Annotated in this window: 20 protein-coding genes; 13 read left to right on the forward strand and 7 right to left on the reverse strand. The window is 62.3% G+C overall.

Annotation, left to right across the window (positions count from 1 at the left end):
* Positions 1-60: 60 nt before the first annotated feature.
* Positions 61-1134 (reverse strand): M42 family metallopeptidase, encoded by a 1074-nt coding sequence (locus HZC36_08965; GenBank protein ID MBI5707104.1) that lies wholly within the window; start codon positions 1132-1134, stop codon positions 61-63.
* Between the two features lie 101 nt (positions 1135-1235).
* On the opposite strand from HZC36_08965, the gene HZC36_08970 reads away from it, so the two are divergent.
* Complete coding sequence (locus tag HZC36_08970) at positions 1236-2531, forward strand: NAD(P)/FAD-dependent oxidoreductase (GenBank protein ID MBI5707105.1); 1296 nt, start codon at positions 1236-1238, stop codon at positions 2529-2531.
* A gap of 355 nt (positions 2532-2886) precedes the next feature.
* Here the strand turns inward: HZC36_08970 and HZC36_08975 are convergent, their stop codons facing one another.
* Together HZC36_08975 and HZC36_08980 are read right to left on the reverse strand one after the other, a co-directional pair.
* The gene (locus tag HZC36_08975; GenBank protein ID MBI5707106.1) at positions 2887-3648 is read right to left on the reverse strand and encodes a PEP-CTERM sorting domain-containing protein; all 762 of its coding nucleotides are present in this window, start codon (positions 3646-3648) and stop codon (positions 2887-2889) included.
* Between the two features lie 240 nt (positions 3649-3888).
* Positions 3889-5877 (reverse strand): hypothetical protein, encoded by a 1989-nt coding sequence (locus HZC36_08980; protein ID MBI5707107.1) that lies wholly within the window; start codon positions 5875-5877, stop codon positions 3889-3891.
* Here HZC36_08980 and HZC36_08985 point away from each other — a divergent pair.
* The 3 genes from HZC36_08985 to HZC36_08995 are packed head-to-tail and all read left to right on the forward strand — an operon-like array spanning position 5834 to position 8744.
* Positions 5834-7060 carry a prolyl oligopeptidase family serine peptidase gene (locus HZC36_08985; GenBank protein MBI5707108.1) on the forward strand — a complete coding sequence of 409 codons (1227 nt, stop codon included), beginning with the start codon at positions 5834-5836 and terminating at the stop codon, positions 7058-7060. The two genes, HZC36_08980 and HZC36_08985, sit on opposite strands and share 44 nt — an antisense overlap.
* Positions 7057-7794, forward strand: coding sequence for a GNAT family N-acetyltransferase (locus HZC36_08990; protein ID MBI5707109.1), 738 nt, complete (start codon positions 7057-7059; stop codon positions 7792-7794). The genes HZC36_08985 and HZC36_08990 overlap by 4 nt, the downstream gene beginning before the upstream one ends.
* A gap of 41 nt (positions 7795-7835) precedes the next feature.
* Entirely contained in the window at positions 7836-8744 is a 909-nt protein-coding gene (locus HZC36_08995; protein ID MBI5707110.1) for a type II secretion system protein, read from the forward strand.
* Positions 8745-9450: 706 nt separating this feature from the next.
* Here the strand turns inward: HZC36_08995 and ftsZ are convergent.
* Complete coding sequence (ftsZ, locus tag HZC36_09000) at positions 9451-10623, reverse strand: cell division protein FtsZ (protein MBI5707111.1); 1173 nt, start codon at positions 10621-10623, stop codon at positions 9451-9453.
* A 330-nt stretch (positions 10624-10953) separates the two neighbouring features.
* On the opposite strand from ftsZ, the gene HZC36_09005 reads away from it, so the two are divergent.
* On the forward strand, positions 10954-11964 hold the full coding sequence (locus HZC36_09005; GenBank protein ID MBI5707112.1) for a methyltransferase domain-containing protein: 1011 nt from the start codon (positions 10954-10956) through the stop codon (positions 11962-11964).
* Between the two features lie 6 nt (positions 11965-11970).
* Here HZC36_09005 and HZC36_09010 read toward each other — a convergent pair whose 3' ends face one another.
* The 3 genes from HZC36_09010 to HZC36_09020 all read right to left on the reverse strand — a co-directional run bounded on the left by HZC36_09010 (position 11971) and on the right by HZC36_09020 (position 15816).
* Positions 11971-14472, reverse strand: coding sequence for an extracellular solute-binding protein (locus tag HZC36_09010; protein ID MBI5707113.1), 2502 nt, complete (start codon positions 14470-14472; stop codon positions 11971-11973).
* Between the two features lie 110 nt (positions 14473-14582).
* Positions 14583-15233: a PEP-CTERM sorting domain-containing protein gene (locus tag HZC36_09015; protein MBI5707114.1), complete on the reverse strand. Its 651-nt coding sequence runs from the start codon at positions 15231-15233 to the stop codon at positions 14583-14585.
* 7 nt (positions 15234-15240) lie between these two features.
* Positions 15241-15816, reverse strand: coding sequence for a PEP-CTERM sorting domain-containing protein (locus tag HZC36_09020; GenBank protein MBI5707115.1), 576 nt, complete (start codon positions 15814-15816; stop codon positions 15241-15243).
* 270 nt (positions 15817-16086) lie between these two features.
* Between HZC36_09020 and recA the strand changes: the two genes are divergently transcribed.
* The 8 genes from recA to HZC36_09060 all read left to right on the forward strand — a co-directional run bounded on the left by recA (position 16087) and on the right by HZC36_09060 (position 23105).
* Positions 16087-17139, forward strand: a complete 1053-nt coding sequence (gene recA / locus HZC36_09025; GenBank protein ID MBI5707116.1) for a recombinase RecA — start codon at positions 16087-16089, stop codon at positions 17137-17139.
* Between the two features lie 3 nt (positions 17140-17142).
* On the forward strand, positions 17143-17628 hold the full coding sequence (locus HZC36_09030) for a RecX family transcriptional regulator (GenBank protein MBI5707117.1): 486 nt from the start codon (positions 17143-17145) through the stop codon (positions 17626-17628).
* Between the two features lie 40 nt (positions 17629-17668).
* Positions 17669-18454: a TIGR00282 family metallophosphoesterase gene (locus tag HZC36_09035; GenBank protein MBI5707118.1), complete on the forward strand. Its 786-nt coding sequence runs from the start codon at positions 17669-17671 to the stop codon at positions 18452-18454.
* A gap of 31 nt (positions 18455-18485) precedes the next feature.
* The gene (locus tag HZC36_09040; GenBank protein MBI5707119.1) at positions 18486-19445 is read left to right on the forward strand and encodes a PKD domain-containing protein; all 960 of its coding nucleotides are present in this window, start codon (positions 18486-18488) and stop codon (positions 19443-19445) included.
* Between the two features lie 299 nt (positions 19446-19744).
* The gene (sigH, locus tag HZC36_09045; GenBank protein MBI5707120.1) at positions 19745-20353 is read left to right on the forward strand and encodes an RNA polymerase sporulation sigma factor SigH; all 609 of its coding nucleotides are present in this window, start codon (positions 19745-19747) and stop codon (positions 20351-20353) included.
* A gap of 343 nt (positions 20354-20696) precedes the next feature.
* On the forward strand, positions 20697-21248 hold the full coding sequence (locus HZC36_09050) for a response regulator transcription factor (GenBank protein MBI5707121.1): 552 nt from the start codon (positions 20697-20699) through the stop codon (positions 21246-21248).
* 16 nt (positions 21249-21264) lie between these two features.
* Positions 21265-22077, forward strand: a complete 813-nt coding sequence (locus tag HZC36_09055; GenBank protein ID MBI5707122.1) for a phosphatidate cytidylyltransferase — start codon at positions 21265-21267, stop codon at positions 22075-22077.
* A 26-nt stretch (positions 22078-22103) separates the two neighbouring features.
* A complete protein-coding gene (locus HZC36_09060; GenBank protein MBI5707123.1) occupies positions 22104-23105 on the forward strand; it encodes an ATP-binding cassette domain-containing protein in 1002 nt (333 codons plus the stop codon).
* Positions 23106-23210: the final 105 nt, after the last annotated feature.

Genomic DNA, 23210 nt, shown 5'->3' on the forward strand with positions numbered 1-23210 from the left:
CGATCAAGGCAGACTGAGAGTCTGCCCCACGAGTTCTCCGAGTCCCCCGTCCCATTGTCACTACAGCATTCGAGGCGTGAAGTCCGTCTTCGGCGTCACCCTGCGGCAGTAGGCCGCCATCAGCCTCGCGCAGTTCTCGACGTCCGCCAGCGACAGCAGCTCCACCGGCGTGTGCATGTACCGAAGCGCCACCCCCAGAATCCCCACCGCCATGCCCGACATGTTGATTTGCATCGCGTTGCCGTCCGTCCCCGTGCCCGCAGGCTCGACGTCCACCTGATACGGAATCTTGTCCTCCTTGGCGGCCTCGATCAGGGTCTTGAAGACGACGGGGTTGGCGTTCGGGCCGCGCATGACCGAGGGCCCCTTGCCCACGTCGAGCTGCCCGTAGCGCGACTTGCTGAGGCCAGGGTAGTCCACCGCGTGGTTCACGTCCACCGCAAGTCCCGTCTGTGCCCCAATACCAAAGGCGGCGGTGCGCGCCCCACGCAAGCCGATCTCCTCCTGCACCGTGGCGACCGCATAGACGCCCACGCCCTTATCCAGGCCGCCGTCTTCTCTCAAGAGCCGAAGCGCTTCAGCAACGATGAAGCTTCCCATCTTGTTGTCGAAACCGCGGGCCGTGGCGCGGTCGCCGAGGAGCGCCTGAAACTCCACTTGAAACGTCGCCACATCGCCCAGCGACACGAGCTTCTCCGCTTCGGCACGGGTGCTTGCGCCGATATCGATCCAGAGGTCGCGCAGCTCCACCTTTTTGCGGCGCTCTTCCTCGTCCAGCAGGTGGATCGCCTTGCGCCCGATGACGCCTGGCACGCGCTTCTTGCCGTGCACCCACACACGCTGGCCCACGGGAATCGTGCCGTCGTGCCCGCCAATGCCCTTGAAATAGAGGTAGCCCTGATCGTCGATGTAGTGGACGATGAAGCCGATCTCATCCATGTGCCCGGCGAGCATGATCTTCATCTTCGCGTCGGGGTTCAGAATCGCGGCGACGTTGCCGTGGACGTCGGTCGTCACCTTGTCGGCGAAGGGGCCGGTGTAGGCACGATAGACCTCAGCGGCGCGTTCCTCATAGCCCGAGGGGCTGGGCGTGTTGACGATCTCCTTCAGAAAGTGCAGCGACTCCTTGCGCATGAATGGAGTTTGGCAGAAGGCCAAGATCGAGTGGCAGGCCCTGACAGAAAGCATCGTCCTTTCGATGGGGGCCGGCCGATTTCAAACGTAGCTATGAATGTATGGACTCGCGCGGGGCGTTCCCCACGGTCGTCATCGTCGGTGCAGGATTTGGCGGACTCTGGGCTGCCCGAGCCCTGAGGAAAGCTCGCGTCCAGGTGGTGCTCATCGACCGCAACAACCACCACGTGTTTCAGCCCCTGCTCTACCAGGTCGCCACCGCAGCGCTTTCGCCAGCCGACATTGCCCAGCCGATCCGCAGCATTCTGAGGGGACAGGGCAACCTGGAAGTGCTGATGGCCGAAGTGGTGGGGGTCAACTTGGGGTCGAACTGCGTGCAGCTCAAGCGGCCAGGTGCGAGCGGCGCGGACCCGACTCAGGAACTCCCGTTCGACTATCTCATCCTGGCGCCGGGGTCGCGCCACAGCCACTTTGGGCATGACGAGTGGGAGCCCAACGCGCCCGGACTCAAGACCCTCGACGACGCCACCGCGATGCGCTCGCGCATTCTCCTAGCCTTTGAGCAGGCCGAATCGGAGCCGGACCCCGCCGAGCGTGCCGGATGGCTGACCTTCGTCGTTGTTGGCGGCGGACCCACCGGCGTCGAACTGGCGGGGTCCCTTTCGGAAATCGCCTTCCGCTCGCTGGGGCGGGAGTTCTCAAACGTGCAGCCAGAAAACGCCAAGGTGCTCTTGATCGAGGCCGGCGAGCGGCTCTTGCCCCACTTTCCGCCCGATCTTTCGGCCGCAACCCAGCGGAGCTTGGAACGGATGGGGGTCGAGGTGCGCACGGGCGTAAAGGTCGAAGACGTCTCCGAGCGAGAAGTGAAGACCAGCCAGGGAGTGGTGCCGACCCGGACCGTCCTCTGGGCCGCGGGCAACGTGGCGTCACCCTTGACCAGGATGCTCGAAGCGCCGGTGGATCGCACCGGCAGGGTTCTGGTGAATCCGGATTGCTCGGCGCCGGGGCATCCCAAGGTCTTCGTCATCGGCGATGCCATGTGCCTTAACGATGAGGCGGGTGCGCCACTCCCAGGGGTCGCTCAAGTGGCGATGCAGCAGGGCGACTATGTGGCCCAAACCATCGCCTCGGAGGTCGCGGGCACCTCTCCGGCAGGCAAGAGGAAGCCGTTCCATTACGTGGACAAGGGGATCATGGCGACGATCGGGCGGCGGCAGGCCGTGTGTGTGATCGGCGGCAGAAAGTTCAAGGGCCCGATAGCCTGGATGCTGTGGCTGACCATTCACATCTGGTATTTGATCGGCTTTCGCAACAGGCTGCTCGTACTGCTCAACTGGGCTTGGATGTATGTGACCTTCCAGCGCCCCGCCAGGCTGATCACGGGCAGGCGGCGATAGGCCATCCCTCGGCTGCGATGGGAGACAGGTTGGGTTGTTTCGGGGGTGGCAGGCACTTCCCCAATTTCCACTCCTCTATAGGGAGATGAGGAGTGAGGCGATTCCGCCGGGACGGTGGGCGGCAGCCAGCCTTCCACCATTCGCCTCTCGCTTCTCGCCTCTCGCCTCTCGCCTCTCGCCCCCTACGAGGCGGAGACGCAATTCCCTGTTTGCATTCCCTAAAACACTGAGGAGTGAGGGAAATAGAAGGGAGGTGTAGGGTTCGGGGTCTGGGGTCTGGGGTCTGGAAGAGACACACCGTAGACCCCAGACCCCACACCATACCTATCCCACGTCCCCACTTTCACTCGGTCCTTCAGCCTCGCCTGCGCCGCAAGAGGGCCATCGAGCCGGCCGCTAGCGCGAGCATCGCCGAAGGCTCTGGAACGGGTGTCAGATCGACGCTCATATGCAGGCCGGCGATCCAAGGGGTGCCGTCGTTCGGCGAATTGTAGTTCGGCAGCATCTGAAGCTCGATCAGGTCGCCTGCGGCGACCTGCATGGTGAGGGCTCCAGCTCCGCCCGTACCGGCAGCAAAGGAGAGCGGACTCGCCGAGGTGTAGTTGTCGTTGAACGAGGTGAACCCTTCTGTCAACAGGTTCCCGTTGAGCAACAGCCGCCAGTTCATGCCGCGCGGCAGCGTTTTGGCGGACATCCAAGTGTCCCCGGCCACGACCGCGGTACCCGCCGTCGGCGCCGTAAAGAACAGCGCTGTGTAATTGGTGCCGGTCCGCCCCGGGTCATTCCCGTGCATCATGATGCTGTCGGCGGGCGCATCCAAGCCGTGCGTGTTCGCGTGGGCGGCGTCGATCTTGGCCCAGAAGGGCACGTGCAGATGCTGGGGATAGGGATCGTCGGCCCACGCTCTCAAGTTTGAGCCGTCACCGAACCAGTCGGCCTGGTTCACCCCGAAAAGCTGAGTGGGGTTCTTGTACAGAGACCACTGGCCCATCGGGTTGTTGACGTCGCTCCAGTCGTTGACAATATCGAAAAAGCTGGCCTGCGCCATTGCTGCCGTTAGCGCTGCAACGGAACATGCGACAGCCCGTCTCGTAAAAGATCGGGACGCAAAACTCATGTTCTAACACTCCTTTTCTGATCGCGGCAACTCATAGTGCTGAGCCGCACGCTTGCTGCCGGAGGTTCCTCGTCGAGAAACGCCCAGGCACAAGAACCCTAAGACCGGAGACTTGCCCTGGTTCCGGGTCCAAACTAATCTTAGTTCAAGAATGGCCCCTATTTGGGGCTCGATAGGCTCAAAACAGCAATTCTGCTGGGCGGAAAAACGCACCGATTGCGCCAATGAACCTATCTATAACTATTTGTCCACATAGCACCCCAGGGCGCTTTCCATCATCGTCGGGGCCGGGGTCGTCATGTTCACCCCTTTCGTGCCGTTCTTCATCCACGTCGCCGAGGTGGGATAGGCGTCGGCCCCGCCAAGGTCCAGAAACACCCCCAGGCACAGGCACCTGAGCCTAATGCTGCCCGCCGCGTGCTCGTTGGCTTTGCCGAGGGTCGTGCCGCTGGACTCATATTTGTCATCCCCCGCCAGGTCGGCGAAGATGCCGATGCCGTTGGCGTTGCCCGCGCCCAGACTCAGGTTCGGCGCCTGGTGGGTGTCGTTCCCTGCTCGATCCAGCAGCCAGCCGACGCTGAAATCGTGCCCCGCGCCCTGCGCCATGTTCATCGGGGCGAGATAGGTGTCGTCGCCCTCGGTGTCCTCCAGATAGCCGATCGCGAAGTGCGCCGAGGCCCCCTGCACGTACCATTGCCCCTCGTAGCGGTCGCTCCCGCCGGTGTCCCAGAGCATGCCGACCCCCTCCCAATAGCCCGCTCCCTGCCCAAACAGCGCGCAGGAATAGCGGTCGTTCCCCGCCACGTCGAAGAGGATCCCCACACCGCCCGCCAGGCTGTGGCTATCGAGATAGTCGCCTCGGCGGCCGTTGCCCGCGCCCTGCGCCATGTTGGTGTTGTGCTGGGCGCTCTGGGCGCTGGGGAAGTCGATCACCTTGTCCTCGGCAAGATATTGGTCGTCGCCGGAGCGGTCCACCAGATACCCGGCGCCCAGGGTCTGCCCGACTCCCTGAACCTGAAGAAACCCGCGGTAGATGTCCTTTCCGCTCAGGTCTTCGAGGATTCCCTCGCCAAGCATTGCGAAGCCCTCGGAATCCTGATAGGCGTCGTAGGTGTCGTCGCCCTCCTTATCGAGCAGCTGGGCGAAGCCGCACCGGCCCGAGGCCAATCCGGGTGTATGCGAGCGGTAAAGGTCGTTGCCTTGAAGATCGACGAGCACCGAGACCCCCAGCACCGCTCCGCCAGGTCCAGGCCTGTTGCTGGCGGGTTTGCGCCCGGCGAACTGGTTGACCGGAGTCGTCGCGAGTCTGGGGTCACTGAGGTATCTATCGTTGCCGGAGGCGTCGATGAGCACGGAAGCCCAGTTGGTTTCGGACCGGGTTGCCGGAGCGTTGAGATAGGTGTCGTCGCCACCGGTGTCGATCACCAAGAGGCAGGGGCGGTCGATGTGGGAGGTGTTGGACCCGCCGGTGAGGACCACCCAGCCCCAGGGCGTGTCGAAGGTGGCCTCGTACTTGGCGTCTTTGGGAACGGATTTGACCCAGTCCGCTGCGGTCTGCGCCGCGAGGGCAATATCGTGCGAAGCCGCCAGCATGTAGCCGAGGTCGAACTGCGAAAAGGCTTTGCGCTGATCTTCGAACCCGCCTCCGGCCTCGTCATCCGCAAAGGGCTGGCACAGCAGCGCATAGGCTCGAGGCACGTTCATGTTCCGGATCGCCAAGTTCCGAAACGTCCTGGCCCGCTTCATGACGGAGAGCACGAGGGTCGCGGCTTCCTGGACGGGCTGAGGAACGGCTTTGAAATCGCCCCGCGACCCCTTGTCGCCGAACTCCTCGAACCAAGCCTTGACGAGGCCCGCCAAGGCGCCGGGCTTCTTGGCGTTAGCCTCCTCTGCGGCGTTGGGATTGCCGAGCAGCGTGCGGCGCATGGGCACACCCAGAAGTCGGGAAAGCGAACCCACCGCCAGGTTTGGGGTTCCGGCTTGGCCTCCCAACTCGCCTCGCAGAATCGACGCGAAAAACGGCATCCTCCAGGGATTCTCCGAGCAGGCGTGGTAAAAGGATGGGGAGAATTCGCCAAATCGGAAGAAGCGAAGCAGGTTTTCGTCGAATCGTGCGGTTGCACGAGAAAGCCCCCCTGCGGCGAGCACCTCATCGAGGGCGGGTTCGAGCGATTCGGGAAGCTGAATGAGAGGACTAGTCAAGGCAAGAAACGCAAGCAGAGGCGTCATCGGGCTGCTCCTGGCGCTGGGCTGCGCCATCCCCACTTTAGCCCAATCGCCGGACATTAGGATTCCCCCACCGAGGATCAACTTCGGCCCATGGACGCCCCTCTCGGAGGAGGGTCCAACCCATCACTACGAGGTGCGCTTTGCTTCCGCAACGCCAAGCGGCTTATCTGCGAACGACACCGTGGTTCTTGACGTGTTCATGCCCGCCGTCAGGTCAAGGCCGGTTCCTGCGGTAATCATCCTGCACTACTGGGGCGCGACCGACCTTCGAGTCGAAACCAACCTGGCGCACCGCCTGAACGCTCACGGTATTGCGGGCGTGGTGGTCACCCTTCCTTATCACCTCAAGCGCACGCCTCCTGGCAGCCGAACGGGCGCCATGGCGATCTCTTCCGAGCCCGACAAGCTTATCCAGACGATGGTTCAGAGCGTCTCCGACGTGCGCCGGACCGTAGACTGGGTGGAGAGCCGCAAGGAGTTTGAGGCGGGCATGCTCGGGATTTCCGGAACCAGTCTTGGAGCGCTTGTGGCGGCGCTCTCAGTCGGCATTGAGCCGCGCTTGAGACACGCGGCCTTCATGCTGGGCGGAGCCGATCTCGCCCACATCATCTGGCACTCTTCTCGGGTGGTGCGTCAGCGCGACGAAATGCGATCGGGAGGCTTAACGGAAGAGAAGCTCCGAGCACGTTTGGCTTCTATCGAGCCCTTGGCCTACCTGTCGGAATCGCAGCTACAATCCTCGTTCGTTATTTCGGCAAAATACGACTCCGTGGTGCCTCCCGAAGACGCCCACAAGCTGATCGCGGCCCTGCGCGAACCGAAGACACTCTGGCTGGATTCAGGGCACTATGGCGGGTTCTTGGTGGAGAAACAGGTCCAGGCGGCAATGGCGGATTACTTCGACCGATCCTTCGGCGGCCGGCCGTTTTCGCCACCCGAGCGGGTGTTCGCTCCCGTGATCCGGTTCGGTATGGAAGCCAACACGGACACCCAGCTCCAGGTGGTTCTGGGGCTCGATTTCTGGCGCTGGAACGCCAAAGGCGATGCCTTCGCCACGGCGATCTTCACGCCGCGCGGGCCCCAAGCCTTTATCGGCGTCGCAGCATCGAAGGGGTTGGCGATCGGCGTTTCGGTGCGGTCCGGCAAGGTCTCTCCGGGGTTCTTTTGGAGTCAGGTGCTATGAGCAATGCGCCCTTGAGCCTTGAGGAAGGAGATAACCTTGAGGCCACCTACTTGGCCATTGGCGGAGCCTCACCCGATTCACGGATCGAACTCCGGGAGGGCTATTCCGTATGTCTGGGACAGCTCGACCACCCGATCGGAAACTTCGCCATCGTCCGGCGGCTGACACCCCTAACGGCGAGCGAGCTCGCGGCCACGGCCAAAGGGCGAACGAGCTTCAACGTCTATGTGCCCTCCGGTCCCTCCTCGGCGCAGGCGGCTCGCGCCTTGCGCGCGGCTGGTTTCCGGCCCTCCTATCGCCTCTCGGCCATGCGGTGCGCGCAGAGCCACCGGAAGTCGGACTGCGTTCTGCTCGTGGCCGATACCGATCTGGACAGGCTCCGCGTCGCCCACTTTATGGTCAAGCAGTTCTTTCCCAAGCAGGATTCCGCCGTGAGGAACCACATCGCCCAGGCGACGGCGGACTGCGGCCTGGAGCTCTGCGAGATCCTGCGCTACGGCACCCTGATCGGCGCCACGATGATCGCAAGGGAGGCGGGACTCTTCGGCATCTACAACCTTTGTATTGAAAAGGGGAAGCGTGGCCGAGGTTTGGGAAGCGACGCTTTGGCTCGGCTCCTCGATCAAGCCGCGAGCGAAAGACTCGACGCCGTGCTGCAAGCCGAACCGGCGCTGGAGCCCTGGTACTTGAACCGGGGTTTCTCGCTCACCGGGGGCGTCGAGGTCTTTAAGTAAGCCCGTCAACGCGCCAGATCGCGCGGTTTCACACAAGTTTGATGCTTCCTTGCTGTTATAATGGGACCATCAGGCGGCCACGAACCCCCAACCATAGTCCTGGATTCACGCTGGTCGAGCTTCTCGTCGTGCTCGCGATCGTGGCTGTGCTTTCGGCGCTCCTGTTCCCGGTTTTCCGCTCGGCCAAAGCGCTGGGCAAGCGTTCGGTGTGCCTTTCTGACTTTCGCCAGGTTGCGACCGGCACCATGCTTTATCTCACGGACTACGACGACCGCTTTATGCCGGTGAACTATCGGCCCTCGATGGAGCCCGACCCGCTTCAAGACAAAACCTGGGTGCAGGTGCTGATGCCCTACACACAAACGCTTCGGCTCTACAAGTGCCCTGAAGATGCAAGCGGTCTGCCGGGTTCTGACGCGGTTTTTGAGGAAGGATCGCTGGTGGGCGACACCTACGAGCGCTATTATCGAGCCTCCCTTGTGGTCAATGTTGGCTACAACTACCTCTACTATTCGCCTGTCGTTTGGGAAGGCGGGCAGTGGCAGGTATTGACGCGCACGATCTTCCAGGTGGCCGACCCCAGCCGCTCAAATGTCTTTATCGATTCGGTGCATGAACTGGACGGCGCCGGCATACCGCGAGGCGGCAACTACGTGGTGATCCCCCCTTGCCGCTACCAAAAGGACGCCAACAGGGTGCTCGATTCCTTCGGCGTCGGGTCCGACCGAACGGTTTTTACAGCGAGCAAGGGCTGGACGCCCGGGGAACCGGACTCGCCGTTTCGCTATGGTTTCGCCTGGCCCTGGCATACGGAGCGCGTGAGCGTGGCCCGCATCGGCGGCGGCGCGGCAGCGATCCCCATTCACCAGCTTTCGGCGGGCTGCGACGTCCAGCCCGAGTGGTCCGGCTTCATCAAGGACCAGGGCAGCTATAGCTGGGATTTGAACTGAGGGGTTGGGGAAGCCTAGGGCGCCACATGCCTCAATCAAAACCCCATGTGGAATCCCCTAATACACTGAGGAGTGAGGGAGAAGGACATGGCCCATAGCGCAGCTTCGCTCTTCGCTCTTCGCTCTTCGCGCTTCGCCGAGGACTGTATGACGAAGTCGTATGCCTCAATGCCCCAACGCCTATCCCCAACCAAAAAATGCCCCGGCAGGGTGCCGGGGCTATCGTTGGACCAGTAGCCCCCGATCTGTCGTCGGGGCCGTGCTTGAGATATAAACCGTCTGCTTACACACAGCTTGGGACCGCGATCTTTCGCCTCGACCTGGCACTCCCTCGATTCCTCGAAGGACCGGCTCCTTCCATGGACCGCGTCCGGCACGCTTTCCGTGAGTTCCGCTTGCCATTCGCCCAGACCCTGGCCTTTTCATCACGGCCCCAAGTTGTGTTTCCCTTCAATCCTGTCCTGGCCGCTCCCCCTCACCCGGTCCCGTAAGGCGCGGGATCTTCGATTCACTCTGTTCACCGACCTCTCCCTCAAGGGGCGAGGTGATCTTTCACCGATCAGCCGCTCATTCCCGAAAGGCCAGGCAAGGATGCCTGCGCTCCGTTCACCGACTCTCCTACTCACCTACTCAACCGACTCATCGCGGGGTGGGGCCGGCTCTCTTCCCCGATCGCCTATCGCTCTTCGCCCTTCGCCTCCCTAGTTCAGCCGCCCTGCTTCTGCTTCCTCAGGAACGTGGGGATGTCCAGGTCGATCTCGTCCAGCTCGATCGGCCCCGGCTGGAGCACGCCGCGCTGCGAGGCCCGGTTATCGAGGATCGTCTGCGCCTCGGGCGCACGCTCGGCCTGCCTTTCCGTGGCCCCGGCTCCGGATGTAGCTTGCGGTTGCAGGAACACCGCCGCCTCGCGCTGCTTGAAGGGGACCGCCGGCTCCATGCCCGCCGCCAGCAGGGTGATCGTGACCTCGCCCTCCTTCACATCGCGAAGCACGTGGCCCATGATGATGTCGGCCTCTTCCGCGTCGGCAAACTGAAGGATGTACTCCATCGCCTCGTGGATCTCGCCGATGCTGAAGTCTGCGCCGGACGTGATGTTGACCAGGAGCCTCTTCGCACCCTGGATGCTGGTTTCCAGAAGCGGGGAGTTCGCCGCGTTCTGCGCCGCCACCCGCGCGCGCTGCTCGCCGATGCCCTTGCCCAGGCCCATCAGGGCGACGCCGGCGTCTTTCATCACGCTGCGCACGTCGGCGAAGTCCACGTTGATGATGCCCGGCATCACGATGATGTCCGAGAGACCCTGGACGCCCTGGCGAAGCACGTCGTCGGCAATGGCGAACGCCTGCTGCATGCTGGCCTTTTTGTCCACGACCGTTAGGAGCCGGTCATTGGGGACCGTGATCAGCGTGTCCACGTGCTCGGCCAGCTTCGCCGCTCCCTCTTCGGCCAGGCGCTTGCGCTTCGGGCCCTCGAAAAGGAACGGCTTGGTGACCACGCCGACGGTCAGGATGCCCATGCGGCGCGCCAGTTCCGCCACGATCGGCGCCGCGCCTGTCCCCGTGCCGCCACCCATGCCGGCAGTGACAAACACCATGTCGCAGCCTTCGAGCTCGTGCTCGATCGCCTTTTCGCTTTCTTTGGCGGCCTTTTCGCCCACGCCCGGATCGCCCCCCGCGCCGAGGCCGCGCGTCAGGGTCTCGCCCAGCTTGATCTTAGACTCCGCCCTGCAGACAGAGAGCGCCTGGGCGTCGGTGTTCAGACCGACGAAGCCGACCCCTGCCACGCCCTCGCTGATCATGCGGTTAACCGCGTTGCAGCCCGCGCCGCCCACGCCGAGCACTTTGATGGTCGCCTGCTGATCGAATAGGTTGTCTGGTCTCATGCGCAATTCACTCAATGGGGAGCGAGGGGACGGTGAGAATGGTGAATGGGTGAGAATGGTGAGAATGGCCCCGGTCAATTCTCACAACCCTCACCACTCTCACGACTCTCACGTCCCGAGTGGCTTCCCGAACCTAAGTTGAAGACGAAACCACAAAGGCAAAGGAAGCTTGGGGGTTTTCCCCATGTGGAGGGCGGTTGTTTCCGACGGTGAGCGGGATCTTTCACGCAGAAGCGCAGAAGGTGCACGTTGCGATTGGTGAGGGGTAGAGGAACGCCTCTCGCCTCCCGCCTCTCGCCTCTCGCCTCTCGCCAAAGTACAATCCAGTCCGTGAGCGCAGCCCTTCCCCTGGTGAGGTCGAAGAGGACCCCTTGGACCCCCTATGCCTCACTGACAGAGGTTCAAGCCAAAGCTCTGGCCGACCTAAGGGCGAGGCTTGAATCTGGCTCGCTCAGGCTGGAAGAAGCGCCCTGCCTGACCGGCGCCCTTCCCGCCGAGGCGATCCTGGTCTCAGACATCGACCGATACGGCGTGCCGATCGGGGTGCACCTGGACCCCAAAAGCGGTCTGATGTGGACGTCGCCGAGGCTCAGCGAGGCGAGCATCGAGCCATTCTATCGGGACCTCTATCGCGCGCTCTACCGGGGCCGGCCCAAGGCCGATCCCAAGTTCTATCAGACTCAGATCGGACGCGGAAGGCAGGTTCTGGGCGCCGTTTCCGGCCATGTTTCTACGGGCAGAGTTTTCGATATCGGGTGCGGTGCCGGAGGGTCGCTGATCGCCTTTCGCGAGGCGGGGTGGGAGTGCGCCGGGTGTGATTTCGGCGCGGACTACCTGGAGGAGGGCCGCAAGGCCGGACTCGAACTGAGGCAAGGGAACGCTTCGTCGCTGAGCGATCTGGGTCCGGCGCAACTCGCCTTCGCGCTGCACGTTTTGGAGCACACGCTCGACCCGGTGGGCCAGATTGCGGCTTGGCGGGACCTGTTGGCCGAGGGTGGGCACCTGTATCTGGAGGTGCCGGGGGTGCTGCACGCCTATGCGGATTACGGCACGTTTGAGAAGTTCGTGCACCTCGCGCACACCTACCATTTCACGCTTGCGACGCTGCGCGGGACGGTCGAGCCGGTGGGGTTTGAGTTTGTGGATGGGGGCGAGGGGGTTTGGGCGCTGTTCAAGAAGTCCGCGCCACGTCCTTGCAACTGGCGACCCGGCGAGGCCGAGAAGATTGTCCGGTACCTGAAGCTGAACGAAAGCTCGCTGGGGACTCTGGCAAGGAAGCTCAAGCGGCCGCTCAGCAAGTTGGCGAGGAGGAGGGAAAAGAAGGGGTTGGGGGGGTCATAGGGCGACTCACACCTTCGCGGTCCCAAACTTCACGTTCATCAGGCTCCTGATCTGCACCAGGGTGAAGCCGATCAGGATCGCGCCCATGACCCACGCCGCGGCGGTCGCATAGCCGAACTTCAGGAACATGAACGCGTTCGTCCAGATTTCTAGCCCGATCGTGTGGGTGCTATACAGCGGCCCGCCGCCCGTGAGCACGAACACGTTCTCCATTGCCTTGAACCCCGCGATGAACACGCCGAGCAGGTTGATGAGAATAAGGGGTTTGAGGCCTGGCAGCGTGATGTAGCGGATCTTCTGCCGCCAGTTCGCGCCATCCAGGTCCGCCGCCTCATAGCGCTCCTCGCTGATGTTCTTCAGCGCCGCCAGATAGAGGATCGAGCCCGGCCCCGCGCCCGCCCAGATGCCCGGCAGCACGACGGCGAACATCGCCAGCTTGGGGTCGCCCAACCAGTCGTACTTGGCCAAGTCGAAGTGCGTCCCGAAGTGATCGTTAAGGAAGGCTCCCGGCACGTTGATGAGCGTGTTCAGCAGGCCGGTCTCGGCCTTATCGTAGAACTGCCGCCAAAGGAAGGCGATGACGATGCCGCTGGTCATCGCGGGCAGATAGAAGACCGTTCTGAAGAACACTTTGAACCGAGGGATTTCGTTGAGCGCGAGCGCCAGGAGGATGGGCAAAAAGAACCCGATGGCGATGGTGAGGGCGACGTAGATGAAGCTGTTGAGCAGCGCGCGCCAAAAGATCGGCTGTGTGAAAACCGACACGAAGTTATCGAGCCCCACCCACTTCGATCCACCCAGGATGCGGTAATCCTGAAACGCGATGGTGAGGCCTCGCCCCAGCGGGTAATAGCTCCAGACGAGCACGCTGAGGCCCGCCGGAAGCAGGCAGAGCATCACAAACCGCCACACACGCACCCGGTTCGTCCCTGCGGCGAGCCGCTCGACGACCTCCTTCTGGGCTCCGCGAGACTTCAGCCACCCCCAAACCCCAAACCCCAAACCCCCAAAGAAAAGCAGCCCAAGGATCCACTTGGCCATGGCGCGTTGGCGCTCCAGAAGGTCCGGCGGCGTGTAGCCGAGGAGCTTGCGGTCCATCTCCTGCGAAACGGCTTTGAGGATGTCGAGAGAAGGCCGATTCGGGTCCACGACCGCCATGTCGAGGGCGTTGTCGAGGATGGTGTAGACCTGCTGGCAGTTGCGGCCGTAGGGCTCCGGGTGGCCGGTCTTGAAGACGTCCTCGTTGGCTTTCTGGTACCCGGGGTCCACTTGCGCGGCCAGGTCGGCATAGCCGAACTTCTTGAGCCACGTTGGGCTGACCAGGTTGCCGAGACCCAGCTCGACGAACATCTTGGTGTTGATGCGCGCCGCTTCGTCGCCGGCGAAGAACTGGATGAACTTCCAGCAGGCTTCGAGCTTCTTGGGGTCTTTGACGTTGGCGTTGATCGCCCACATGCCGGCGTTGATCTCGTTCGCGCGTCCCGCGGGGCCCGCCGGGAGCGCGGCCACGCCAAGAAGCGACGGATTGAGGTCGGACATAGTGAGCAGCACATCGTTCGTGTAGCTGAACCACATGCTCACCTTCCCATCGGCGACGTCTTGCGACCAGTTGCTTGAGAGCGTGGCTACGGGGCCATAGGTTTTGCCGTTCTTGCCCTTCCAGGTCTCGGTGACGAGCTTGCGATAGAAGTCGAGCGCTTTGGCGCCTGCAGGAGTGGCAACGGCGGCCTTCCAGACGCCTTGCTGGGCGCCAGTAGGAACCCCCTCACCCGGTCCCGTAAGGCGCGGGGTCTTCGATTCACGGCGCTCAGCGACCTCCCCCTCAAGGGGGGAAGTGGAAGGGACGACCACCTCACCGCCCGCCTGCCAGACGAAGTTGCTCCACCAATACGCACGCCCGCCCATGCCTTTGGAGAAGACAAAACCGCTACGTCCCGACCTGGATTCGCACAGCCTCTTGCCGTATTCATAGAACTCTTCCCAGGTTTGCGGAGGGCGATCGGGGTCGAGGCCGGCCTCGGCGAAGTGGTCCTTGCGGTAATAGAGCGCCTGGGCCACTTGGTACCAGGGCATCGCGTAAATCTTGCCGTCGTAGCTGCGGAGGACCTTTTCGATCAGCGGGTTCATGCGCCCGACCGAGGCGGGGTCCCCCGCGATCAGGTCGTCGAGTGGGCGAGCGAAGCCTTGATCGTTGTAGTTGTAATACTGCCGGAAGTTGACGTAAAAGACGTCCGGCGCGGTGTCACCCGCCATCGCCATGAGGAACGCGCTTTCCAGGCGGTCGCCGGTGAGCTCGAGTCCGCCCGCGTTGACCACCCTTACACCCGGGTTCTGTCTCTGAAATTCCTCGAAGACGGCGCGTCGGGCCTGGGACCTGGGGTCGGCAACCTCCTTTGGGGGCACGCCCCAGCTCGGGCCGGCCATCATCCGGATGAGGATGGGCTTATGGGCTTGGCTGAATCCCAACCCGGCAAGCGCCACCAGGAGTGCGAGGCCCGTTCGCCGCATGACCCCCATTTTGCGCTCAAGTGAGGGCAATGTGACTGCTTGGAGCCAAAAACACTTGGCCCCGTCCCGAATCGGGACGGGGCCAATGCGCTTTCAGGGAGCTTGGGAGGCTACCGGGCCTTGCGTCGAAGCACACCCAGGAGGCCAAGTCCAACCACCGCGAGCGAGGCCGGTTCGGGAACCGGATCGTATCGCTGCTGGATCGAGGTCACGGTCGCCGTGCCGTAGGCCACGCTGAAGTACAGAATGTCCTTGCGTGCTCGGAAATGCGCAGCCGTTGTCGCAGGTCCGCCGGGTGCGTACTCCTCGAACGGCATATAGAAGGTCGCCGACCACGCTTCCTCGATCACGCTGCCGGTGCCGCGCGTATCGTTAAACGTTGCGTCCACGATCTTGCCGGTCTCGAGATTGCCGCTGCCGTCATAGCGGTTGATCTCTTCGCCAGCCACGAACTCCAGCACACAGTGCTCGGCCGGGCCGTCGGCGCGGATCGTTCCCGTCAGGGTAAGCCAGACGCCCTTGAAGGCGACAGGGCTGTCGGCATCGTAGGTCCACTGGATGTCGCCGGTCATGGCGACCGAGTTGGACAGCTCGAAGTTGTCCACGTCCAGCATGTACTCATAGGTTGGCGTGTTTTCGATCTCGGTCAAGATAGCGGCGGCATGTGCGCCGTCGGTTCCCTTGAGCACGGTGTTGAAGATGGCCGCTTGGGCGCCAATAGCGGCACCAAGCATGCCCACCGCCAATAGCATGCGTTTCATGATAGGTTTATCTCCTTTTGCGATTGCGAATGAACAAAGCGGAGATCCCGAGTCCCAGGGTAGCCAGTGCGGCCGGCTCAGGGACCAAGGACTCCGTGTATTGGAACGTGATGTCCGTAACCTTGGAATACGGTGTTGGGTTGGAGGCGTTGGTGGTGCTCAGATCGATGCTCACGAAAACATCGAAGAACGAATCGATCGGCGCGAAAGGCATGTCGCCTCCGCTCGCCCCTACGATCGAACCACCAGCGGCGTCATAGCTGGAATAGGTCTGCGGCCCGGCATAGTGCTTCGCCACGATCGAGATGTCGCCGTTACGAACGGACCCCACGGGCGACACGTACACATGGTCGATGGCAAAGCCGGCTGTCGCCGTCACCTGAAAATGGATGTCCACGAACCGAGTCAGGCTCTGCCCCACGATGAAATCGTCAGGCAGCGAGAACTCGTAGCCGTTCGAGCCAAAGGGTGCGCAATTCCATCCGGCGCTTCCTGTACCGGTTACGGAAATGATGTTGAAGGTCATGGCCTGGGTAGCCCCAGCCACGCCCAAGAGGGCCAATGTCTTTATCGTCCTTTTCATTTGCGACCTCACTAATGCGGTCAAACAAGCCCAGCAATCTCGCTGAGACAACTACAAATCACACTTTACGCCAAGACCTGTAGATACCGGGCCAGCAAAAATACTGGTTTCTCGACCCTGTCCATTCTGCAGAGACTTCGAGCCTGCTGGCGCCGTCCCACGGAGAGCTCGTGGGCTCGCACTTTTGCGAGATTTGTGGGGGCCCCCTATTGCATTCCGAAAGGGCTTTTTGTAAACTGATCACGTAGACAAATCTATAGGGGTTTATTCATGGCAGACATTGGCGGCGGCACAGAGAAGTCACGGGCGCTCGATTCGGCGCTTCATCAGATTGAAAAGCAGTTCGGCAAAGGCGCGATCATGCGGCTCGGCGACCAGGAGAGGGAAAGGATAGCCGTGATCTCAACGGGTTCGCTGAGCCTCGATGCGGCGCTTGGTGTCGGCGGCATCCCCAGAGGGAGAATCACCGAAATCTATGGGACGGAGTCCAGCGGCAAGACGACCCTCGCCCTGCACACGGTTGCCGAGGCTCAAAGGGCGGGAGGGCTGGCGCTGTTCGTCGACGCTGAACACGCGCTTGACACGGAGTACGCAAGGGCGCTGGGAGTGGACGTCGACCGGCTCTATGTGGCACAGCCCACTTCCGGCGAGGAAGCGCTCGAAATCATGGAGGCCATCATTCGATCCGGCGCTGTGGATATCGTTGTTCTCGACTCGGTTGCGGCGCTCGTGCCCAAGGCTGAAATCGAGGGCGAGATGGGGGATTCTTTTGTTGGTATCCAGGCTCGCATGATGTCGCAAGCGCTAAGAAAGCTCGGCGGAAGCATCAACAAGTCGAACACCGCCGCAGTCTTCATCAACCAGCTTCGCGAGAAGATCGGCGTCATGTACGGCAACCCCGAGACCACCCCCGGCGGACGGGCGCTCAAATTCTGGGCCTCGGTTCGACTGGAGGTGCGCCGTGGCGACACGCTAAAGGTCGGCACCGACATCTTCGGCGCGCGCACGAAAGTCAAGGTGGTCAAGAACAAGGTCGCACCGCCCTTTAAAGCCGTCGAGTTCGACATTCTGTTCGGCAAGGGCATTTCGAGGTCCGGCGACCTTCTCGATTGCGCGGTGGCCAAGGGCATCGTAAGCCGCTCTGGCACTTACTTCAACTACGGCGAGACTCGGCTGGGCCAGGGTCGCGACAACGCGCGCACTTTCCTCGACGAGAACCCGACCATCTTCACGGAGATCGACATGGCGCTTCGCTCGATGATGCAGGCGAGCGCCGTGGCGGCCGTCGCGGGTGAGAGCCTGGAAGAGGCCGAAGTCGAGTAGCCCGTGGGTTCCGAAGATCAACGAGCGCTTGCTCTTGCGCTGAAGATGCTGCACGCTTCGGACAAGTTCGAGGCCGAGATCGTGGCGCGTTTGGAAAGAGAGGGCTGTCCCGAACCCGCGATAGCCTACGCCTTGGCCTGGGTAAGGGAGAAACGGCTCGTGGATGACGCGAGGTTGAGCCACGAGTCGGTTGCGAAGCTGCTGTCCTCAGGCGCTGGCCCCGACATCGCTCGCCAGAAGTTGCTGTCCCGTGGAGCACCTGAATCCGTCCTTGAAGACGCCCTCGCCGAAGGAGACGATGACCGTCAGATCGAGGGCATTCGGACTCTTCTCGGAAAAAAGCTGAGGCCGCTTTCGACCCGGGCGCAGATGGCTCGGGCGCTGGCGTCGCGCGGCTTCGAGGAGCGTCTGATCGAGCCGGAGCTGGATCGGGTGTTTGGCGAGTTGTCGGAGCCCCGTATGGTAGGAGACACGGAAGATACGATCTGAGCCAACGTTCCTCCCTCGACATTTGCCACACTAATAGCCCGTGTCCACCTATCGCATCCTCTTTCTGGGAGACATCGTCGGAAAGCCCGGCCGCAAGGCGGTCAAAGACGGGCTTCCGTCGCTCAAGAACGAGCTGAATCCGCTCTTTACGATCGTCAACGCCGAGAACAGTGCGGCGGGCGTCGGCTTCACCTCAGACATCGCCGACGACCTTTTCCGCATGGGTATCGACGCGATCACGCTCGGGAACCACGCCTTCCACAAGCGCGATTCCTACGGCTACCTCGACAGCGGCAGGGCCATCGTGCGTCCCGCGAACGCCTCGCCGCGCGCACCGGGCCGAGGGCTTTGCTTCGTCGAACGCGAGAATGTCAAGCTTGCCGTGGCGAACATCTGCGGGAGGGTGTTCATGGACGGGTACGACGACCCGTTTCGTACCGCCGACGAGATGCTGGAGCAGATCGGTACGCCGCACGTCCTGATCGACTTTCACGCCGAGGCCACCAGCGAAAAGACCGCATTTGCCTGGCACATGGACGGACGGGCCACCGCCGTGCTTGGCACGCACACCCACGTTCCCACCGCCGACGAGCGGGTCTTGCCTGGAGGCACGGCCTATATCACCGACGTGGGGATGTCCGGACCGATCGACAGCATCATCGGCATGCAAAGAGAGATCATCATCGGGCGATTCTTGACCGGATTGCCGGCTCGTTTCGAGGTTGCCGAGAACTCTGGTGTAATATCCGGGGTGGCTGTGGACGTCCAAAGAGAGACGGGCCGCGCAGTCGGCATTCGTCGGGTTCGATATGGAAGCGGCTATTAGGGCCGCCCCAGAAGTCGATAGGAAGAACAGTATGAAGAAACACATTGTGTTGGCATTGGCTTTGTCCTCTGGACTGGCCGCGGCGCAGACGATCTACAATCCCGTTCGCTCGGTCAAGGACCAATCCATCGCGCTCAAGGCCTGGGGAAGCGGATCGATCGCGGAAACCGATGAGGCGGCGTTTGAAGGGATCACGTCCGTTCGAGTTTCCACGCGTAACTACTTCCAGGGCGGCGTGATGACGCTGGCCAATCCGGTGGATGTTGGCACTGCGTTTGGCGACAAGAACAACATGCTCCGCTTCGCAATCCGGATCGCCGACTCCAGCCAGACCTTTGGAGGCGGGCCCGCCGGTCCCGGACCCGGCGCAGCGGGAATCCCTGGCCGCCCTCCGGGTGGAGGTGGTAAGGGTGGGCCGGGCGGTGATGCCGGCGTACCCGGTGGCGCGGGAGGCGCCCTGGGCGGAGGCGCGAGCACCGCGCCGGAGACTCTCAAGAACCTGCGCATCATCCTGACCACCGAAGACGGCAAGCGCAGCGAGGTCTACCTGCCGATCGGCACGGCCGCCGCGGGTGAGCGCCAGTGGAAGCTGGTCGCCATACCTTTGCAGGCGATCGCGGGACTCTCCGACACCAACAAGAAGATCTCGGCGGTCGCCTTCGCCGGCGACGCGACGACAACCTTCTATGTTGGCGAAGTCAGGGTAATCAACGACTCGACGCCCATTTCCTGCGACACGACCTACCATGACCTGAACCTCGCGTTGGGCGATGAGATCACGCTCACCGGCACCGGTTACGGCGGCGCGAGCGTGCTGCGATACATGTGGGACTTCGATGCCGGCGATGGCATCCAGATCGACGCCGAGGGCCAGGCGGTGAAGCGTAAGTTCCGAAAGCCGGGCACCTACATGGTCACGCTGACGGTCGTGGACGTCTTCAACCTCAAGAAGGCGAGCACCAGCACGATCAAAATCGTCGTCAACCCCTAGTCGGCGGTACTTTCTTCCTATCTGGCAGCCCGGACAATGCCCGGGCTGCTCTGACTTTAGGGCGCCGATTCGCACAGCATTTTGAAGCAGAGCTTGACGGTGCTTCTCGAAAGCCCTTTGGGGTGGTCCGTTCGTCGGCAGAAACCGGCGGAAACGATTTCCCAAACCTGTTGACATCGTCGGGAGCTTTCCCATAGACTGTGGTCCAGAGGCGCTCTCAAAGCGCCCGATGTTGAGGGGGCCTTGCGAGCGCAAGGCGCAGAGGGGTGTCAGTGGCGACCCTGGGTCAACTCGCCGGAATGAACTGTTTCGGAACCATGCAGGACGAGGACGTTGTCGTCCTCGCCAAACGGGGCAGCCTGGCTGCGACCGAGTTCCTCATCACGCGCTACCGCCCGCTCGTCGAGAACAAGGCAAAGGCGTATTTTGTCATCGGCGCCGACCATGACGACGTGGTGCAGGAGGGCATGATCGGCCTTTACAAGGCGATTCGCGACTTCCGAAGCGACCGGCTCAGCAAGTTTCGGCCCTTTGCCGAGCTCTGTGTGACTCGGCAGATCATCACGGCCGTCAAGACCGCCACCCGGCAGAAGCACGTTCCTTTGAACGCTTACGTCTCGCTCAACCGGTCGCTGAGCACGGAGATGGCAGACGGGTCGCTGCTCGACGTGCTGCCGGACCAAGGGGTCGAGAGCGCCGAGCAGAACATGCTCGCCAACAAACTGCCTGAGGACCTTCCCGAAGTGGCCAAGCACGTGCTGAGCGCCCTCGAAAGCTGCGTGCTCAACTGCTACCTCGACGGCATGTCCTATCGCGAGATGAGCGCCGAGCTCAAGTGCCATACCAAGTCCATCGACAACGCTCTCCAGCGCGTCAAGCGAAAAATCGGCGTCCTGCTCCGGGACTAGGTCTCACTTGACGGGTTGCTTCGCCGGGCCCAACGGGCGACCCGTTGAAGCGAAGGGCGCAGCCCTGGAAGCACATCGGGGATAGGCACAAGGCCCGGGTAGCTGCCCTACAGGCTCTTAGGGCGACGATAGGACGAAGGGGCATCAGAAAGCCTGAGGCGCGCACCACGCCAACACGGCCCGCCACGAACCCAAAATACAGTACCTTTGTATTCAGTACCCATAATTTTGGTACTTTAACATGTGGTACCTCAAAGATAGAGTGAACACCGGGGCTCGCAGGGTGTTTCTACTTGTTACAAGTGGGGCGACTATGAGAGTGGCAGTACTATGTCAGGATGCCATGTTGCGCGACGGCCTGTTGAGCGTAGTGGGCTCGATCCCGCAGGTGGAAATCGTGGCAGCAGATGGGCGAATGCGAAGCATCGCGGCGCTTGCCGGAATCGGGCAGGTGGATGTCGTGGTGGTTCCCAGTGATACGCTTGCGAGCGCCGACGTTTCGGCGCTCCAGACGCTACGCGTGCCAAAGGGGCCGAGGATGGTCGCGATTACGGCTCAAGGGAGCCTCCCCTTGAATGGCCAGCGGCTTTTTGATGCGTTCGTACCGCGTAGCGCGGGCGCGCATGGACTGCGTTCGACGCTTGGCAACCTGCGCCTGGCGCCCCGCCGCGCCGATTTTGGCGGCGCTGAGCCGGCGCATTCCAACGGTTCAACCCGGCTGACCAAGCGCGAGCACCAAGTGGCTCAACTCATAGGCAAAGGGATGCCCAACCGCAAGATCGCCGAGGTCCTTGGCATTCGCGAGCAAAGCGTGAAGAACTTGGTGAGCGTGCTGCTGAAAAAGCTGGAATGCGAAAATCGGGTTCAAGTGGCCTTGCAATTGACTCGGCTTTAGGCGTTTACTCCAAAGCGTGAAGCATCGAGTCGCCACGGCTCTCATCGGCATTCCGGTGGTGCTTGCCTGCGTCTTCCTCGCTTCTCCCTGGCCCCTCTTCGCCCTGACGGTCCTCGCAACGCTTTCCGGGTCTTGGGAATTGACCAAGTTCACACCCAAGGAACGCTATCCATTTCCGCTCTTCGGCCTGGTTCTGATGCTGCTTCTTGCCGGACTGTTGGCGCAGGAGTTGCCGGGGTGGACAGCTCAGAGCTTCTACCTTCGAAACCTTGGGCTCTTGGCGGCCGGGTTCTTTGGGGCGTTCTTGCTCACCACGGCGTATGCCACTCGCCTGGCGAAGGAAGCGGCCTCGCTCTGGGTGGCGGCGCCCTTGGCGAGCCTGGTGCTTCTCAAAGCTGATGCCGCCGCAACGGCGACTTCGGCGTGGAACTGGACCGATCCGGCCCTCCTTGCCCTCGCGCCGCTTTGGGCGGGCGACACGGCCGCGATGCTCGTTGGAAAGAAATGGGGCAAGCACAAGCTCGCGCCAAAGATCTCCCCAGGAAAATCCGTCGAAGGCGCGATCGCCAATCTGGCCGCGTGCCTGGCCGTGGGGGTGCTTGCCGCCTCGCTCACCCAGCGCGGCCCGTTGCTGGGCCTCTCGTGCGGACTGGCGTGCGGCGTTTTGGGTCAGTTGGGCGACCTCTTCGAGAGCTATCTCAAGCGGTCCGCCGGGCTCAAAGATAGCGGCGCCATTCTTCCGGGACATGGCGGCGTGCTCGACCGAATTGACTCTTTGCTCGCCTCCGCTCCGGCGGTCGTGGCCGTGGTCCTGTTTTGGCCCGAGTAGGAGGGCGCAGGGTAAGATCGGCCCGCATGCCCGCGGTCGAAGTAAGCCACCTGCGCAAGGTCTACGTTTCGCACAAGAAGACGCCTGGGGTTCTAGGCGCCATCAAGGGGCTGGTCACCCGGGAGCGCACCGAAGTCGAGGCCGTCAAGGACATCTCCTTCTCAGTGGAGGCCGGGGAGTTTGTTGGCTTCCTGGGGCCGAACGGCGCCGGCAAGACGACAACGCTCAAGATGCTTACAGGCATCCTCTATCCCAGCTCGGGCTCGGCCACAGTGCTCGGCTACCGGCCGACGGACCGAAAGATCGAAATGCTCAAGCGGCTGACCCTGCTGATGGGCAACAAGATGCAGCTTTGGTGGGACCTGCCGGCATGGGACGGCTTTCTGGTGCTGAAAGAGATCTATGAGGTGCCCGACGCCGCGTTCAAGTCCCGCGTCGAGCACCTGATCGAGATTCTCGATCTGAGCGAGAAGATTAACGTGCAAGTTCGCAAGCTTAGCCTTGGCGAGAGAATGAAATGCGAGCTGGTCGCAGCGCTGCTTCACGCCCCAGAAGTGGTGTTTCTCGATGAACCAACTTTGGGCCTCGACGTGGTCAGCCAAAAACGCGTGCGCGACTTCTTGAGGGAGCTGCATCGGCAGGATGGTTCCACGATTTTGCTCACGAGCCACTACATGCAGGACGTTGCCGAGCTCTGCCACCGCGTGATCGTGATCGACCACGGGAGCCTCGTGTTCGACGGAACGCTCGACGCCCTCTCGCACCGATTCGGCAACGAGCGCCGGATTCGGCTCCACCTGGAGGGAGACGCAAGCCAGGAGATTCTCGAAAAGCTCGGCAAGGTGATCTCGAACGAAGAGGGCGAGGCCGTGCTGGAAGTTCCGGCCGATCGCGTTGCTACAGTCACCGGCCGCGCGCTGAAGGAGCTTTCGGTTGTGGATTTGAAGATCGAGGAGGTGGATATCGAGGACGTGGTCCGCAGGCTCTTCACCTCAGTCGAAGAGCCCCTTGCCCAGGAATCTGGCTGAGGTTCGGCGATAGGCGCGCCGCATGTTTCACGTGAAACACGCAGCCCCCACTTTGGTGCGAGCGCCACCCCCAGGTACACTTTCCCCACTTTCGCGACAGGAAAG

Source organism: Armatimonadota bacterium (genome assembly GCA_016223145.1).
Lineage (GTDB): Bacteria > Armatimonadota > Fimbriimonadia > Fimbriimonadales > Fimbriimonadaceae > Nitrosymbiomonas.